Genomic DNA, 14,737 nt, shown 5'->3' with positions numbered 1-14,737 from the left:
CCTGGGAGAGATGTACCAGTCGGCGTGGTGAGTTCATGGTCCGCACACGCGCGTACGGGGCGCCGTACGCCTGTCGGCCACTCCACGGCTGGATGCTCACGCCCGTTGATCGTCATGTTCCCGTCAGCGAGGAGATCTCCATGGCCATGAACCGTCCCGCCCGCTCCGCCGCCCTGGCGCTGGGTACCGCGATGGCGGCGATCGCCGCACTCACGCCCGCCCAGGCACTCACCCACGCCTCCGACCCGCTCCCCACCGTCACACCGCGGTCGGAAACACCTACGCTGTACGACGACGAGGCGGGCGGCAGCGCCAACGCCGACGACCCCGCGATCTGGCGCAACCCCGCCGACCCCGACAACAGCCTGGTGATCGCGACGGCCAAGGAAGGCGGCCTGCGCGTCTACGATCTCGACGCCCGTCAGGTGCAGTCGGTACCGGCACCCCCAGCACCCGGCCCCGACGACGCTCCCGGCCGCTTCAACAACGTCGACCTCGTCCACGGCCTGCGCCTGCCCGCCGGGCGCGCCGACCTGGCCGTCACCACTGACCGCGGCCACGACCGGCTGCGTTTCTACCGCATAGACCGGAGGAACACCGGCGGCCCGCTGACCGACGTCACCGACCCGGCCGCCCCGCGCGTCTTCTCGGCCGGACAGGACGAGGTCAACGACCAGCAGACGGCGTACGGCCTGGCGGTGTGGACCGATCCGGCGACCGGCCGCTCCTACGCCCTGGTCAGCCGCCGCAACCGCACCACCGTCGCCCTGCTGGAAATCACCCCCACCGCCGACGGCAGGGTCACGTACCGCAAGGTCCGGACCCTCGATCTGCCGTCCGCGTTCCGCCTCCCCGACGGAACCTCCTGGACCCCGTGCGCCGAGCCGGGCGAACTGCCCCAGTTGGAGGGCATGGTCGTGGACCCGGCCAACGGCACGCTCTACGCCGGCCAGGAGGACGTCGGGATCTGGCGGATGCGCGCCGATCTCACGGGGACACCGGACCTTGTCGACAAGGTCCGTGAGTACGGCGTGCCGGGCGTGTACGACGAGGAGACCGAGGAGTGCGCCCCCGGAGCCGATCCCGGGTTCGGGGGCTCGTACCTCGCGGCCGATGTCGAGGGGCTGACACTGCTCACCGAGGCCGACGGCGACGGGTACGTCCTCGCCTCCAGCCAGGGGGACGACACGTTCGCCCTGTACGACCGTGAGACGCAGGACGACAACGAGTACGAGGGCGGTTTCCGCGTCACCGCCGGCCGGACCGTCGACGGCTCGGAGGAGTGCGACGGCGCAGCCGTCCTCAATGCCCCTCTCGGCAGCAGGTACCCCCGGGGCCTGCTCGTGGTCCAGGACGGCCACGACACACCGTCGGTCCCGGAGGGGCGTGAGGCGACCGGATTCAAGTTCGTCGACCTCGGACGTGTCATGGACCGTATCGACGACTGACGCCCCCGCCGTCGCGGCGCGGGACCGCCCCTCGAAGTCCCGCCACGGATCGCGTCTGCTTTTCTGTTATCCCGCTCCCGGGCAGCCGGTCTCCCTGGTGTCGGACAGAACAGCGAGGACCGGGCCCAGCCCGAGGAAGTGAGCCGAGTGTGGGCAGCGAACGTGATGCCGTGGTGGTCAGGGCGGCGCAGGGCGGCGACCAGCGGGCGCAGGACGAGCTCGTCGCGGCGTACCTGCCACTCGTCTACAACATCGTGGGCCGGGCACTGAGCGGGCACGCCGACGTCGACGACGTGGTGCAGGAGACGCTGATCCGCGCGCTCGGCGCCCTCGGCTCGCTGCGCGATCCGGAGAGCTTCCGGTCCTGGCTGGTGGCCATCACGATGAACCAGATACGCGACAGCCGGCGGAGCCGCCCGGACCAGGTGGGCGGCGAGCTGGCGGAGGTCCGCGACGTGGCCGACCCCGGCGCGGACTTCGAGGACCTGACCATCGTGCGCCTCGGCCTGTCGGGCCAGCGCCGCGAAGTCGCTGAGGCGACCCGCTGGCTGGACGCCGACGACCGGGCCCTGCTGTCGCTGTGGTGGCTGGAGGCGGCGGGCGAGCTCACCCGGGCCGAGGTGGCCGCCGCGATGGAACTGTCACCCCAGCACACGGCCGTGCGGGTCCAGCGGATGAAGGCGCAGCTGGAGACGGCGCGCGTGGTCGTACGCGCGCTGTCGGCGGTGCCGCGCTGTGTACTGCTGGACGACGCCCTGGCCCTGTGGGGCGGGGTGCCGTCCGCGCTGTGGCGCAAACGGCTGGCACGCCACGCCCGCGACTGCACCGTCTGCTCCGGGTACGGCGCGGAGCTGGTGCCGGCCGAACGGCTGCTGGTCGGCCTGGCGCTGGTTCCGGTCGGCGCCGCGCTGGCCGCCGCGGTCGTCCCCGGTGAGACCGGGCCGCTCGGCCTGGCCGCGTCGCACGGTGACGCCCCCGAGCCGCTCGCGTCCGCCGGGCGCCGTCAGGAGCGGCACAGCCGGCGGTCGCGGCGCCGGCGGGCCGCCGCGGCGGCGGCAGCGGTGCTGCTGGTCGGGGGTGGCGGCTACACGGGCCTGACGCTGCTGAAGCCCGGCGAGGCCGAGGAGGCGACCCGTTCGCAGACCGCCGCCGAGGCGGCCCGGCCGCCCGTCGTGGCCTCGACGCGGCCTGCCCTGCCGACGCCGAAGGCGCCCTCGTCGTCGGCCGCCTCGCCGAGCGCGTCCGCCTCACCGGCCGGCAAGCCGTCGAAGAAGACGTCCCCCCGGCCGACGCCGACGAAGAGCGCCACCCGGAGCCCGTCCAAGCCCTCCCCGCGTCCGGCGCCGCCGAAGCCCCGTCCGGCGGTCCAGCCGGACACGGCCCCCTCGTCCTTCGCCCAGCAGGTCACGGCTCTGGTCAACACCGAACGCGCCGAGAACGGGTGCGGCCCGGTGAGCCAGAACAGCCGCCTGGACACGGCGGCCGCGCGTCACTCCGCCGACATGGCCGCCCGCGACTTCTTCGACCACACCAACCCCGACGGCGCGGGCCCCGGCGAACGCATCACGGCCGCCGGATACGGGTGGAGCACGTACGGCGAGAACATAGCCCGCGGCCAGCAGACCCCGGCCGAGGTGATGGAGTCCTGGATGAACAGTTCCGGCCACCGCGCCAACATACTCAACTGCTCGTTCAAGGAAATAGGCATCGGAAAGCACGAGGGCTCCGGCGGCCCCTGGTGGACCCAGGTCTTCGGAGCGTCGCGCTGACAGTGACCGCCGGCGCCCGGTCGCGAGGCGCCGTCCTACACTCCGCTCCATGACGATCGCGACTGCTGCCATCACCAGAGACCTCGCGCCGAACGGCACGCTGCGGGCTTCGGTCAACCTGGGCAATCCGGTACTGGCCCAGGGCACACCGGCGGCGCCGGCCGGGGTGACGGTGGACATCGCGCGCGAGGTGGGGGCCCGGCTGGGCGTACCGGTGGAACTGCTCTGCTTCGACGCGGCGCGAAAGTCGTACGAGGCCATGGCGGACGGGCGCGCCGACCTGTGCTTCCTGGCCGTCGAGCCCGCACGGGAGGCGGAGGTCGCGTTCACGGCCCCTTACGTCGTGGTCGAGGGAGTGTTCGCCGTGCCCCGCGACTCGGGCTTCACCGCGGTCGCCGACATCGACCGTGCCGGCGTGCGCATCGGCGTGAAGCGCGGGTCCGCCTACGACCTCTTCCTCTCCCGCACCCTTGAGTACGCGACCGTCGTGCGCGGAGAGGAGGGGGTCGACGCGTTCCGCGCCCAGGGCCTGGAGGTCGCGGCCGGGATCCGGCAGCCGATGACCCGGTTCGTCGCGGAGCATCCGGGACTCCGGCTGATCGAGGGCCGGTTCATGGAGATCCGCCAGGCGGTGGGCACGACCAGGAGCCGGCGGCCGGAGACGGTCCGCTTTCTCCGGGACGTGGTCGAGGAGTTGAAGGCCGGCGGCTTCGTCGTGGACGCCCTCCGGCGCGCCGGCCAGCCCGACACCTTGGTCGCCCCACCCGCGTAGGAGCCGGCCTGCGCCAGGCGCGCCGGCCGGCTGTGCGGCCGCTCCGGCGGCTCCCGTACGTACCGTGGCGATCCGTTCGGCAGCCGCTACTCGAACCGCGTCGTGTCGCCCGCGCCCCGGCGTACGACCTCGGCCTCGCCGCTGGAGAAGTCGATGACCGTCGTCGGCTCGGTGCCGCAGTCGCCCGAGTCGACGACCGCGTCCACCACGTGGTCGAGGCGTTCCTTGATCTCCCAGCCCTGGGTCAGCGGCTCTTCCTCGTCGGGCAGAAGCAGCGTGCTGGAGAGCAGCGGCTCGCCGAGCTCGGCGAGCAGGGCCTGGGTGACGGCATGGTCGGGAATTCGTACGCCGACGGTCTTCTTCTTCGGGTGGAGCAGCTGGCGGGGCACCTCCTTCGTCGCGGGGAGGATGAAGGTGTAGCTGCCGGGCGTCGTTGCCTTGATGGCGCGGAAGACGTCGTTGTCGACGTGCACGAACTGGCCCAGCTGTGCGAAGTCCTGGCACACCAGGGTGAAGTGGTGACGGTCGTCGAGGTTGCGGATCGACCGGATCCGGCCCAGCCCGTCGCGATTGCCCAGCTGGCATCCCAGTGCGTAGCAGGAGTCCGTCGGGTACGCGACGAGCGCGCCGGAGCGGATGATGTCAGCCACATTGCCGATGGTGCGCCGCTGAGGATTCTCGGGGTGCACGTCAAAATACTTCGCCATTCGCCGAGCCTACGCGATCAGGCCGGTGCGCCCGGGCCGAGACGCCACGGTGGAAGGCATTGGTCTATACCTTGACTTGATCATGACATCGCGCTTGAGTGTGGACCGCAGCCCCCCACCGCGGCCGCACCCGGAGGTCAACGCACCGTCCGGGTACGGCCGTTGTGCTCAGAAGGAGTGATCGAGTGCTGAAAACACGCCTCATGGCCCTGCTGGCCGCGGTCCTCGTCGCCACAGGTCTCACCGTGACGCTGACGCCCTCGGCGACAGCGGCGTCCACGGCATCCACGGCGACCGTCTGCGACACCGCGCCGAACTGGCAGCAGGGTGTCTGGTACACGACTGGCAACGTTGTCAGATACAACGGCGCGTACTACATAGCGGAGCACGACAACCCGGGCTACGACCCGACGGTCAGCACCTGGTACTGGAACCCGCACACGTGCGGCGGCGGCGGCAACCCGTCCCCGTCCGGCTTCGTGGTCAGCGAGTCGCAGTTCAACCAGATGTTCCCGAACCGCAATTCCTTCTACACCTACAGCGGCCTGACCGCCGCCCTGAGCGCCTATCCGGGCTTCGCAAACACCGGCAGCGACACGGTGAAGAAGCAGGAGGCCGCGGCCTTCCTCGCGAACGTCAGCCACGAGACCGGCGGACTGGTGCACGTCGTCGAGCAGAACCAGGCCAACTACCCCCACTACTGCGACTGGAGCCAGTCCTACGGCTGCCCGGCCGGCCAGGCGGCGTACTACGGGCGCGGCCCCATCCAGCTCAGCTGGAACTTCAACTACAAGGCCGCCGGTGACGCCCTCGGCATCGACCTGCTCAGCAACCCGTGGCGCGTCCAGAACGAGGCCGCCGTGGCGTGGAAGACCGGCCTCTGGTACTGGAACACCCAGAGCGGTCCCGGCACGATGACCGGCCACAACGCCATGGTCAACCAGGCCGGTTTCGGCCACACCATCCGTTCGATCAACGGCTCGCTCGAGTGCGACGGCAAGAACCCGGCGCAGGTCCAGAGCCGCGTCACCAAGTACCAGCAGTTCACCCAGATCCTGGGTGTCCCCACCGGCTCGAACCTCTACTGCTGAGAGCGGGCCGCCCCTGAACGGGCCGCGGACCGGGGAGACACTGTGTCCTCCGATCCGCGGCCGCACCAGGTATCAGCCCAGCAGGTGGCCCAGGACCGACCGGACCGCCCGGTCCACGGCGTCACGTGTCTGCCCGGTGTGGTCGACCGTCTCGAATCCGTGGTGGCCCAGCGGCACGTCGACCACCTCGACATCGGCCTCGCAGTTCCCGGCCGCGCTCAGGAACTCCTCGACCGTCGCCGCGATCGCCGCGTGTTCCAGCCCCACCCGGGTCAGTACGACCGGCAGTTCCCCCGACGAACTCACCGTGGCGGCGGGGCGGAACCGGGGGTCAACAACCCCCCACCCCGGCAGCGGCGCGAGCACGGGGTAGGTCATCGCCACACACCGCAGCCACGGCGGGGGCGCCGCGAGCCAGTCCGCCGACAACAGCCCGCCGGCGGAGAAGAACCACAGGGCGACCCGTTCCCCGTCGACGCGCGGATCGGCGCGGACGAGCCCGACCGCCGCTGCGACGTCCTCGGCGGCACGCGCGTAGTCGGCGAGACCGTACAGCCGGTGATCGAGCGTCACACCGACCGCTCCCAGACTCGCCACGTACTGGCCGTATCCGACGTACGAAGGCCAGTCCCGCGGCGTGGGCCTCAGGTCGGGGGCGACCGGGCCGCCATGGACGAACACCACCGCCGGCCGGGGACGGTCGGCGTCCGGCAGATGGAGATCGATCCGTCCCACCCGTTCGCGCGGTTGCTCCGGTACGTCCAGGAGGAAGGGCCGCAGGTGGGCGGGCCGCTCGTCCGGCGCCGCGGTCACGCGGTGCCCTTCTCCCGCCGCGGCCCGGAGCAGTACGCCGGCCAACTCGTCGGGGCGGGAGAGCATCGGCCAGTGGCCTGTGGCGATCTCGAAGAACCCCACCCGGGGGTCGGCGAGCGCCCGGTACTGCGGGGGGCCCGATGCCACCAGCAGTTCGACCATGGCGATGTCCGTCCCGTTCGCGGTGCACAGGACGCCGGTGGCCGGTATCGCGGCGGCCGCACCGGACAGCCGCAGCGGCTGAGTGAAGGTGCCGGACGGCTGCGGCGCGGCGAGGCGGTCCAGGCGTGCCAGCGCGTCCGCCGGGATGCCCTCGGTGCTGCCCCAGCGCTGCCACTCGTCGCGCTGTGGCGGCAGGATCCGCCAGTCGTCCGCAGTCTGCCCGCCGGCGTGCGACAACCGCTCGCGGACCGCCTGGTCGGGCACCACCGCGAGGGCCGGGTCGCCGTCCTGCGGCATGCCGGCATCGAGATACACGATCCGCGCGATCCGCTCCGGCCGACGGTCGGCGGCGCCCAGCACCGGGTGGATGCCGTAGTCGTGGCCGACGACGACCACATCCGGCGCGTCGATCTCGTCGACCAGCCGCACCACGTCCTCGATGTGCGTCTCCAAGTCCGTGTCCGGCCCGGCCGGACGGCGTTGGTCCCCCATGCCCGTGAGCGTCACCGGGTACACCCCGGCACCCGACTCCCGAAGCCGGGCGGCCACCTCCCGCCACACCCAGCCCCCGGTGAAGGGCCCCGACACCAGCACGAACACCGTCATGATCGCCTCCTCGCACGTCCGGTTCCCGCGGCCGGCCTGACGGGCGGTCCGCGCTCACCGGTACGGTAGGAACTCCCCCTGAGGGAGGTTCAATCCTTGTTCCCCGACGGCATGTGGAGCATCGGAGAACTCGCCGAGCGCGCCGGTGTCACCGTCAAGACCGTTCGCTTCTACTCCGACCGCGGCCTGCTGCCCGAGGCCGCCCGCAGCGCCGGGGGCCACCGGCGGTACGGCCCCGACGCACTCGACCGGCTCCGTCTGATCCGCTCCCTGCGCACCCTCGGCCTGCCCGTGACGGAGGTCGGCCGGGTCCTCGACCGGGACGACGCGCTGGAGGACGCGGTCGCGGGCCGGCTGCGGGAGGTCGGCTCCCAACTGACCGCTCTGCGCTGGCGCGAGGCCGCCCTCCAACTGCTCGGGGACTGCACCGTTGAGGAGCGTGCCGAGCGGCTGCGCCTCATCGGTGCCATCGACACCCCGCCCAGCACGGCCGCGCTGGCACGCTTCTGGCGCCGCACACTGCCCGCGCGGTTTCCGGCCCGGCTGGCCGCCAAGGTTCTCGACGCGGCCGTTCCGCAGCCCCCCGCTGAACCCACCCCGGCCCAGGTGCTGATCTTCGCCCGGCTGCACGCCCTCGTCTCCGGCCCCTGCCACCGCGCGGTCGATTGCCGGCCCGTCTTTCTCCTGCCCGACGCGGAGTACCGCCCGGCCGTGCTCTACGAAGGTCTCGCCGAGGCATACGCGCTGGCCTCGGCGGACCTGCGGGCACGGCGGCCACCTCGCGGCGGCGAGGCACTCGACTGCTTCGTCTCCGCCTACGCCGCCTCACGCGGAACACGGGACACCCCCGCCTTCCGCCGCAGGCTCCCCGGCCTGCTCCCTCCGGGCGCCGATCCGGTCATCGCCCGCTACTGGGAACTCACTGCCGAACTGCGCGCCCCGTCGTCCGGCCCGGCGGAACCCACGGCCGGCGCCGCCCATTCCTGGCTCTGCGCCGCCCTGAAGACCCGGACCGGACGGCCGGCCCCTGCCCCCGACGGCCGGACCCCCTAGTCCGGTTGGCGCCGTACCAGCGCCTGTCGCGGCGTCGTACCGGCGCCGGCCCGGGGCCCGTCGGGGCGGGAGCAGGGGCGGCGCCGTCATCCGTGCGGGCGCGGCCGAAGGGATTGCGCCGGGCTTTGGGTACTCGTAACGAGGGAGAAAGATCCGTACGAGACCGAGGAGTCCGTGTGACCACTTACGTCATCTCCATTCCGGGCACGTTCCTGCGCGAACCGGACGAGAGTGCGCGAGCCGCCGTCGTGCGGCGCCTGCGCCCCGCAGACCCCCACCACACCTCGTTGGGCCAGTCGGAGGACCTGGACATCCTCACCGTCAATGACAACGGAACGTTCAGTATCCGGCTCGAAGTGGACGCCGACGACAGTCGCAGCGCGGAGACGCACGCGAAGGAGGTGGCCGCCGCCGCCCTGCGTGAAGCGGGGCTCAGCGAGGACGAGGCACCGCTCGGCCCTACAGCGGTCACCGGCATCGACACGTAGCCGGCCCGCCCGCCCGGCTTCAGCGCACGTACGTCGGGCTCGGCGCGCCGGTCACCGGGGAAACGCTCTCGATCATCTCAACTGAATGGCCGTTGCTCTCTGGTGAGCGGCGGTTCCGCCGTGTAACGTCGCTGGCAGATGTCGTGGTTCGCAGTTCCTGCCCGCGCTATGGCGTGGGCGCTTTGCTGTGCAGTGCCAAAGAACCAGGGCGATCACCTCCGGGTTCGCGCGGTGCGGATCCGATATCGACTGAAAGGCACCAGCATGGCCAGCGGAACCGTCAAGTGGTTCAACTCCGAAAAGGGCTTCGGCTTCATCTCCCAGGACGGCGGCGGCCCGGACGTCTTCGCGCACTACTCCAACATCAACTCTTCCGGCTTCCGTGAGCTCCAGGAAGGCCAGACCGTCACCTTCGACGTCACGCAGGGCCAGAAGGGCCCCCAGGCCGAGAACATCACCCTCGCCTGATCTCTGACGTCGGTACGTACGCCGGGCCCCCGGGAGCACTGCTCCCGGGGGCCCGGCGCGTCTGGTGCGCCCCGTCAGGCGGGGTGGCCCGGCGTCAGGCTCTTGACGTCGGTGAAGCGCAGCAGCCGGGGGCGACCCGGAACCTGCGGGGATTCGGCCACCGGCTCCAGGAGGAAGCCGACGTGGTCTCCCCCTTCGAAGCGGTCCAGAACGCGCCCGACGAACCAGGCGCAGGCTTCCCCCAGCACCGGCGTCCCGCCGTGACCCGGCTCCCATGCGACACGGGCGAACTTGTCGACGCTGTCGCCGGTCTCGCTGCCGAACAACTCGGCCAGTGACCTGTCGTCGCGGCGCAGCAGATGTACGCCCAGGTGCGAGGCGTGACGTGCCACGCGGTACGTGTGGTTGGCCTTGGAGAGCCACACCGTGTAGCGGGGCGGATGGATCGAGCACTGGGAGGCGAAACCCACCAGGCACCCCGCCCGCTCGTCCGCCGCCTCGGCCGTCACCAGGTACATCGGGTAGTCGAGCAGATCGGTGAACGTGTCGAGTTCCACCCGGGGACCGTACCGTGCCCTCTCGTCTCGCGATGTGGAATACGTGGGGGAGTGTGACCTGCGTCATTGGAGAGGCAGGTGCATATGTCCACTATGTTCGGCCAGTCCCCCGAGTGAAGAGTGGCTTCTATGAGCAAGCAGCATGTGCACGTCCGGCTCCACAAGGGAATGGTGGTCTCGCCGGAGGGTGAACTGGTGGAGGAGTTCCGCTGCCGGTGCGGAGCGGCCTGGACGAAGACGTACCAAGTCGAGGACCGCGACGCGGACTGAGCTAGAGATCAGGGCGCCGCGCGGGCGCCTGCGGGGCCGGCGTGCGGCGCGCGGGCGTCGCCTGAGGGGCCGGTGTGCGGCGCGCCCTTGCTGAGTTCAGTGACCCGCACAGCTCGTTGCCGCATTGCCGCCCTGTCGCACACCGGGTTGCACGCCCAGGACCCCGAGCGTGGCGGCCCGCAGGGAGACCGCCGCCTCGTCGGAGGTCATCCGGCCGGCTCCGACTTCGTTGCCCGCGGCGTGCCCCAGGGCAACCACCGCGGCCACCAGCCACGCGGCGGACGGCTCGGCGGTGAATTCCCCCGCCGCCTGACCCCTCTCGATCAACCGTCCGAGCCGGAGCGCTACCGGCTCGTGGCGGGCGCGGTCGGCCTCGTCGCTCGTGGGGGCGGCCCCTAGCTGGAGCATCACGGGGTGCCGCGTGAACAGTTGCCAGCCGATGTCCTGAAGGCGCAGCAGTGCGTCCAGGGCCGGACCCTCCTCCAGTTCTGACGCGTCCATCGCCGCCCTGGCCTCGTCCGTGACCCGGTCGGCCACCGCCTCCAACAGCTCGTCGCGCGTGCGGAAGTGGGCGTAGACGGTCTGGCGCGTGACGCCGGCTGCCGTGGCGATGGACGCCATACCGGCGTCCGGCCGCTCGGCGAGCAGTCGCATCGCCGCGTCGAGTACGGCGGATCTGCTCCGTTCGGCGTCGGCGCGGCGGCGCCGCTGAGGAGCCGAGGGGGTGGCAGTGGTCTCTGACTCGCTCAACTCTTACACCCTTGTCAAAGTTGCTTGAGGTGCATATCTTACAGTCCTGTAAAGGATCGTAGCGGGACGCGGGCCTGTCCCGCCCTCCCGCCTGGTCGGAGCGCCATGAATCGGAGCCCCGTGCATTCGAGCGACGGGCTCCTCGCCCACCTCCGCCCCGTACGCCCCATCGTGAACTTTGAGACCCGGAGGTAGCGCGAATGCGGGTACGCATCATCCAGGGGATCGCCCTCTTGTCCACCGGCGCCCTCGCGGGCGCTTTCGGTTACGGAGCGGCCAACCTGGTCCCCACGTTCAACGCCGTACCGCTGGAGATGAGGCTGGACTTCCACACCGAGCTGATGAGGATGAACGGCATCACCGTGCAGGGCGCCATGGGGCTGTCGGTGCTCAGCGCCTTGACGCTCGCGGCCATGACGCGCGGCACGGCGCGGTGGCTCGCCGGTGGTGCCGGCCTGCTGGCGCTGGCGTCCTTCCTGATCACCCGGCTCGGCAACGTCCCGATCAACGGTCGGATCAAGGAGTGGGCAGCCACGTCGGCGCCCGTCGATCACGCGGAGATCCTGGGCCGCTGGGAGGCGTTCAACTACGCCCGCACCGCCGCCGCGTTCGCTGCCTTCGCCCTGCTGATCCTGCTCACCCTGCGGCCGGGGGAGACCCGCTCCAGAAGTCGCGCAGTGCGGTGACGAGTTCTCCGGGGGCTTCCTCGGCGATGTGGTGACCTGACTCGATGGGGCCGCCGACGAGCCGGTAGCCGGCCCAGTCGCGCCATACCGCCAGAACGTCACCGTAGAGGTCGATCATGTCGTCGCGCGTGGCCCAGAGCACCTGGACGGGACAGTCGATGCGCCGGCCGCCGAGACGGTCGGCGTCGTCGTGGGCGCGGTCGATACCCAGACCCGCGCGGTAGTCCTCGCACATGGCGTGCACTGTGCCGGGATCATGGATGGCGCGGTGGTAGTCCTCGTACGCCTCGGCTCCCATCTCCTCCGGGGCCCCCCGGTACCAGGCGTCCGGGTCGGCGTTGATCACGCGCTCGGCGGGCTTGTCGGTCTGTCCGAGGAAGAACCAGTGCCACCAGCTCGCCGCGAACCGGGCGTCACACCGCCGCAGCGCCTCGCCGATCGGGACGGCGTCCAGCACGGTCAGGCAGCGCACCGCCTCCGGGTGGTCCAGGGCGAGGCGGGTGGCAACGTAGGCGCCCCGGTCGTGGCCGACCACGGCGAAGCGATGGTGTCCCAGGCCGCGCATCAGCGCCACGCAGTCGCCGGCCATGGCGCGTTTGGAGTACGGGCGGTGCTCGGCGTCGGTGGCGGGCTTGGAGGACTGCCCGTAGCCCCGCAGGTCCGGGCACACCACGGAGTACCCGGCGGCGGTCAGTAACGGGGCCACCCGGTGCCAGGTCGCGTGGGTGCGCGGATGGCCGTGCAGGAGCAACACCGCGGGCCCGGCGCCACCGTGACGTACACGCAGCCGGGCGCCTTCGCCTTCCCGCATCGTCAGTGTGAACCCCTCGAACATGACGTCTCCCTGGTCGCTTCCCGTCCCGGACATTGCGGAGCGTCTGCCCGGTGGCCGCATCCGTCATGCGAAGACGGCCGCGCGAAGGCGGCCGCGCGGGTGCGTCCGGGTGCACGCCGCTTCGGAGCCGGGAGTCGTCCGTACGCGGGCGAGTTGTCCGTACGCGGGCGGGTCCGGCGGGAGCTGTCAGCTGCTGCGGCCGCCGGCGGAGGCCAGGCCGAGCCAGGTGTGCGGATTGCCCTCCCAGCACCATCCCAGCTTCGGGGCGCCCTTGCTGATCCACAGTGCCGGGACCCGGCGGTCTCCGAGGCGTGTGCCGCCGAGTGAGAAGCACTTGTTCTTGGCCAGCGCCCCGGGGTACTGCGTGATGAACGCCAGGCCCTCCTCGATCGTGAGCGGGGTGCGGCCCCGCTCCTCCAGCGCGGCAAGAGCGTCCAGGGGGACGACGTCGCAGAACTCCTCGCCCCGGTCGATGTCGAAGGCGACGTACACCTCGCCTTCGGGCAGCTCCAGTTCCTTGAGCGAGACGAACCTTTCCAGCTCGCCGGGTGCGTAGAAGCGCTCGATGACTCCGGGGCGGCTCTTGCCGGCGAGCGTGGTCAGCGGTACCGCCTCCTCAAGGGGTACGAGCGCCCTGGTGACCACCAGCAGGAACGGAATCCGGCCTTCGGTCGGCGGTCGCAGGGACGCCGCGCGGGCGAGGACGGGCTCGCGCAACGGTTCGACGAGATCGAGGAAGGCGGCCTCTGTCGTCTGGGCAAGGGCCGGATAGCCCAGGTCGAGCAGTGTCTTGATCTGGCGGTCGAACTCGGTGCCGGCGTCGAAATCAGTCATGCGGGCCTTCCTGTGGGAGCGGCGCGTGCGGAGGCTTCGTCGGCTCACCGTGCGGCCACCGAAACTTGCTACGAACGTAAAGTTAGCCTCGAGGTGCGTAATGCGTCAAGGGTAAATGTATGTCGGGTGTAAGATTGCCGCATGAGTAGGGAACCCATGGGGCTGCGCGAGTCCAAGAAGCAGGAAACCAGGCAGCTCATCTCCGACCACGCGACCAGGCTGTTCATCGAGAACGGCTTCGAGTCCACGACCATCGCCGAGATCGCCGCGGCCGCCAGAGTGGCCAAGAAGACCGTCACCAACTACTTCGCCCGCAAGGAGGACCTGGCCTTCGATCACCAGGACGAGTTCGTTCAGGGACTCGCCCGCACGGTCGCGGGCCGGAGCGAGGGGGAATCGGCACTGGCCGCGCTGCGGCGCGAGTTCCTGGCGGCGGTCGGGCTGCACGATCCGGTCATCGGGTTCTCCGGAGAGGTGTTCGCCCGGATGATCGCGGACAGTCCCACGCTGGTGGCGCGCTTGCGCGACTTGCACGACCAGCGGGAAGAGGCGCTGGCCGTGCTCCTCGCCACCGAGACCGGGGCCGCCGCCGACGACATCGTCCCCCCGGCGGCGGCAGCCCAACTGGGCGCCGCCCACCGGGTTTTGTTCCAGCGTATCCAGGAGCTGACCCTCGACGGCCGGAGCGACGAGCGGATCGCCGAAACGGTGACCGTCTCGGCCCACCGCGTCTTCGGCCTGCTGGAGGGTTCGCTCGGCGATTACGCCGTGAAGTGAGCGTGCGGGCCCGGCAGCGGACGGCAACGCGTGCCCGGCAGCCCGGATTTCTCAGCCGTCCTGTCACATTCGCGGACCGCGGCACGTCAATGCGGTGAAGCACTCACCGCACACCGCCGGAGCGAGCCCGCACCGGCGCCCGCCTGCTGAGGAGTACCGCGATGTCCGCTCCCTACGTTGTCGTCAGCCTTCTGGCCGCCCTCACGGCCGGTTTCTCGGCCGCTTCCGTCTTCTTCCGCGTGCAGTGGGTCGTGGAGCCGCTGGCCGACTACGGCGTGCCGCAGTCGTGGTGGCCCTGGCTCGGCACGGCCAAGGCGGCTGGGGCGGCGGGCCTGGTCGCGGGCCTGTTCGTGCCGGTCATCGGTGTCCTGGCCGGTATCGGTCTGGTGCTGTACTTCGCCGGGGCCGTTGTCACGGTGGCCCGGGCACGCTCGTACGTGCACATTCCCTTCCCGCTGCTCTACATGGCTCCGGTGGTGGGCGCCCTGGTGCTCGGGCCCGTCGCCTGACCTCCGGTACGGCCGGCAGCGTCAGCGCAACTGCGGTCCGTCCGGGTGGCGTCGGCGGGGCCGGTCGCGCTCTGCTCGGCCCGGTCGGGCGACGTACCCGCGCCGGACACGGAATACGCCCCGGGGGCACGGGGGTTGGAAG

At 71.2% G+C, this 14,737-nt stretch carries 17 protein-coding genes; 11 read left to right on the top strand and 6 right to left on the bottom strand.

What is annotated here, in order from left to right; translation table 11 throughout:
- The first annotated feature begins 140 nt into the window (after nt 1-140).
- The 3 genes from AS594_RS03545 (at nt 141) to AS594_RS03535 (ending at nt 3,989) form a co-directional block, all read left to right on the top strand.
- Nucleotides 141-1,448, top strand: a complete 1,308-nt coding sequence (locus tag AS594_RS03545; RefSeq protein ID WP_069933484.1) for a phytase — start codon at nt 141-143, stop codon at nt 1,446-1,448.
- Nucleotides 1,449-1,597: 149 nt separating this feature from the next.
- Nucleotides 1,598-3,217, top strand: coding sequence for a sigma-70 family RNA polymerase sigma factor (locus tag AS594_RS03540; protein ID WP_069925607.1), 1,620 nt, complete (start codon nt 1,598-1,600; stop codon nt 3,215-3,217).
- A 49-nt stretch (nt 3,218-3,266) separates the two neighbouring features.
- The gene (locus AS594_RS03535) at nt 3,267-3,989 is read left to right on the top strand and encodes a transporter substrate-binding domain-containing protein (RefSeq protein WP_069925606.1); all 723 of its coding nucleotides are present in this window, start codon (nt 3,267-3,269) and stop codon (nt 3,987-3,989) included.
- 86 nt (nt 3,990-4,075) lie between these two features.
- On the opposite strand, the gene AS594_RS03530 is transcribed toward AS594_RS03535, so the two are convergent.
- The gene (locus AS594_RS03530) at nt 4,076-4,696 is read right to left on the bottom strand and encodes an L-threonylcarbamoyladenylate synthase (RefSeq protein WP_069925605.1); all 621 of its coding nucleotides are present in this window, start codon (nt 4,694-4,696) and stop codon (nt 4,076-4,078) included.
- Between the two features lie 203 nt (nt 4,697-4,899).
- Here AS594_RS03530 and AS594_RS03525 point away from each other — a divergent pair, with 203 nt between their 5' ends.
- Nucleotides 4,900-5,787 carry a glycoside hydrolase family 19 protein gene (locus tag AS594_RS03525; RefSeq protein WP_069925604.1) on the top strand — a complete coding sequence of 296 codons (888 nt, stop codon included), beginning with the start codon at nt 4,900-4,902 and terminating at the stop codon, nt 5,785-5,787.
- A 72-nt stretch (nt 5,788-5,859) separates the two neighbouring features.
- On the opposite strand, the gene AS594_RS03520 is transcribed toward AS594_RS03525, so the two are convergent.
- Nucleotides 5,860-7,368, bottom strand: coding sequence for an alpha/beta hydrolase (locus tag AS594_RS03520; protein ID WP_069933485.1), 1,509 nt, complete (start codon nt 7,366-7,368; stop codon nt 5,860-5,862).
- A gap of 96 nt (nt 7,369-7,464) precedes the next feature.
- On the opposite strand from AS594_RS03520, the gene AS594_RS03515 reads away from it, so the two are divergent.
- The 3 genes from AS594_RS03515 (at nt 7,465) to AS594_RS03505 (ending at nt 9,377) form a co-directional block, all read left to right on the top strand.
- The gene (locus AS594_RS03515; protein ID WP_240508922.1) at nt 7,465-8,421 is read left to right on the top strand and encodes a helix-turn-helix domain-containing protein; all 957 of its coding nucleotides are present in this window, start codon (nt 7,465-7,467) and stop codon (nt 8,419-8,421) included.
- 176 nt (nt 8,422-8,597) lie between these two features.
- Nucleotides 8,598-8,909, top strand: a complete 312-nt coding sequence (locus AS594_RS03510; RefSeq protein ID WP_069925602.1) for a hypothetical protein — start codon at nt 8,598-8,600, stop codon at nt 8,907-8,909.
- 264 nt (nt 8,910-9,173) lie between these two features.
- Entirely contained in the window at nt 9,174-9,377 is a 204-nt protein-coding gene (locus tag AS594_RS03505; protein WP_069925601.1) for a cold-shock protein, read from the top strand.
- A 74-nt stretch (nt 9,378-9,451) separates the two neighbouring features.
- Here the strand turns inward: AS594_RS03505 and AS594_RS03500 are convergent, their stop codons facing one another.
- Nucleotides 9,452-9,895: a flavin reductase family protein gene (locus AS594_RS03500; RefSeq protein WP_079148489.1), complete on the bottom strand. Its 444-nt coding sequence runs from the start codon at nt 9,893-9,895 to the stop codon at nt 9,452-9,454.
- Nucleotides 9,896-10,063: 168 nt separating this feature from the next.
- On the opposite strand from AS594_RS03500, the gene AS594_RS44455 reads away from it, so the two are divergent.
- Nucleotides 10,064-10,204 (top strand): hypothetical protein, encoded by a 141-nt coding sequence (locus tag AS594_RS44455; RefSeq protein ID WP_167367978.1) that lies wholly within the window; start codon nt 10,064-10,066, stop codon nt 10,202-10,204.
- A 96-nt stretch (nt 10,205-10,300) separates the two neighbouring features.
- Here AS594_RS44455 and AS594_RS03495 read toward each other — a convergent pair whose 3' ends face one another.
- Nucleotides 10,301-10,954, bottom strand: coding sequence for a TetR/AcrR family transcriptional regulator (locus AS594_RS03495; protein ID WP_069925599.1), 654 nt, complete (start codon nt 10,952-10,954; stop codon nt 10,301-10,303).
- 200 nt (nt 10,955-11,154) lie between these two features.
- Between AS594_RS03495 and AS594_RS03490 the strand changes: the two genes are divergently transcribed.
- Nucleotides 11,155-11,640, top strand: coding sequence for an anthrone oxygenase family protein (locus AS594_RS03490; RefSeq protein WP_069925598.1), 486 nt, complete (start codon nt 11,155-11,157; stop codon nt 11,638-11,640).
- On the opposite strand, the gene AS594_RS03485 is transcribed toward AS594_RS03490, so the two are convergent.
- On the bottom strand, nt 11,591-12,475 hold the full coding sequence (locus AS594_RS03485) for an alpha/beta fold hydrolase (RefSeq protein WP_069930247.1): 885 nt from the start codon (nt 12,473-12,475) through the stop codon (nt 11,591-11,593). The two genes, AS594_RS03490 and AS594_RS03485, sit on opposite strands and share 50 nt — an antisense overlap.
- Before the next feature lie 186 nt (nt 12,476-12,661).
- Nucleotides 12,662-13,309, bottom strand: a complete 648-nt coding sequence (locus AS594_RS03480; RefSeq protein WP_069925597.1) for a DUF5701 family protein — start codon at nt 13,307-13,309, stop codon at nt 12,662-12,664.
- 141 nt (nt 13,310-13,450) lie between these two features.
- On the opposite strand from AS594_RS03480, the gene AS594_RS03475 reads away from it, so the two are divergent.
- Both AS594_RS03475 and AS594_RS03470 read left to right on the top strand, forming a co-directional pair.
- Entirely contained in the window at nt 13,451-14,086 is a 636-nt protein-coding gene (locus tag AS594_RS03475) for a TetR/AcrR family transcriptional regulator (RefSeq protein WP_069934942.1), read from the top strand.
- Between the two features lie 161 nt (nt 14,087-14,247).
- A complete protein-coding gene (locus tag AS594_RS03470; protein ID WP_069925595.1) occupies nt 14,248-14,595 on the top strand; it encodes a DoxX family protein in 348 nt (115 codons plus the stop codon).
- The last annotated feature ends 142 nt before the right edge of the window (nt 14,596-14,737 follow it).

It is taken from the genome of Streptomyces agglomeratus (assembly GCF_001746415.1).
Taxonomy (GTDB): Bacteria; Actinomycetota; Actinomycetes; order Streptomycetales; family Streptomycetaceae; genus Streptomyces; species Streptomyces agglomeratus.
This window is presented reverse-complemented; position numbering and strand designations above follow the sequence as displayed.

What these genes read in the sequence shown, in the direction of transcription:
- AS594_RS03530 (WP_069925605.1), bottom strand. Translation starts at nt 4,696, where the DNA reads ATGGCGAAGTATTTTGACGTGCACCCCGAGAATCCTCAGCGGCGCACC.
- AS594_RS03520 (WP_069933485.1), bottom strand. Translation starts at nt 7,368, where the DNA reads ATGACGGTGTTCGTGCTGGTGTCGGGGCCCTTCACCGGGGGCTGGGTG.
- AS594_RS03480 (WP_069925597.1), bottom strand. Translation starts at nt 13,309, where the DNA reads ATGACTGATTTCGACGCCGGCACCGAGTTCGACCGCCAGATCAAGACA.
- AS594_RS03485 (WP_069930247.1), bottom strand. Translation starts at nt 12,475, where the DNA reads ATGTTCGAGGGGTTCACACTGACGATGCGGGAAGGCGAAGGCGCCCGG.
- AS594_RS03475 (WP_069934942.1), top strand. Translation starts at nt 13,451, where the DNA reads ATGAGTAGGGAACCCATGGGGCTGCGCGAGTCCAAGAAGCAGGAAACC.
- AS594_RS44455 (WP_167367978.1), top strand. Translation starts at nt 10,064, where the DNA reads ATGAGCAAGCAGCATGTGCACGTCCGGCTCCACAAGGGAATGGTGGTC.
- AS594_RS03470 (WP_069925595.1), top strand. Translation starts at nt 14,248, where the DNA reads ATGTCCGCTCCCTACGTTGTCGTCAGCCTTCTGGCCGCCCTCACGGCC.
- AS594_RS03490 (WP_069925598.1), top strand. Translation starts at nt 11,155, where the DNA reads ATGCGGGTACGCATCATCCAGGGGATCGCCCTCTTGTCCACCGGCGCC.
- AS594_RS03545 (WP_069933484.1), top strand. Translation starts at nt 141, where the DNA reads ATGGCCATGAACCGTCCCGCCCGCTCCGCCGCCCTGGCGCTGGGTACC.
- AS594_RS03525 (WP_069925604.1), top strand. Translation starts at nt 4,900, where the DNA reads ATGGCCCTGCTGGCCGCGGTCCTCGTCGCCACAGGTCTCACCGTGACG.
- AS594_RS03500 (WP_079148489.1), bottom strand. Translation starts at nt 9,895, where the DNA reads ATGTACCTGGTGACGGCCGAGGCGGCGGACGAGCGGGCGGGGTGCCTG.
- AS594_RS03505 (WP_069925601.1), top strand. Translation starts at nt 9,174, where the DNA reads ATGGCCAGCGGAACCGTCAAGTGGTTCAACTCCGAAAAGGGCTTCGGC.
- AS594_RS03535 (WP_069925606.1), top strand. Translation starts at nt 3,267, where the DNA reads ATGACGATCGCGACTGCTGCCATCACCAGAGACCTCGCGCCGAACGGC.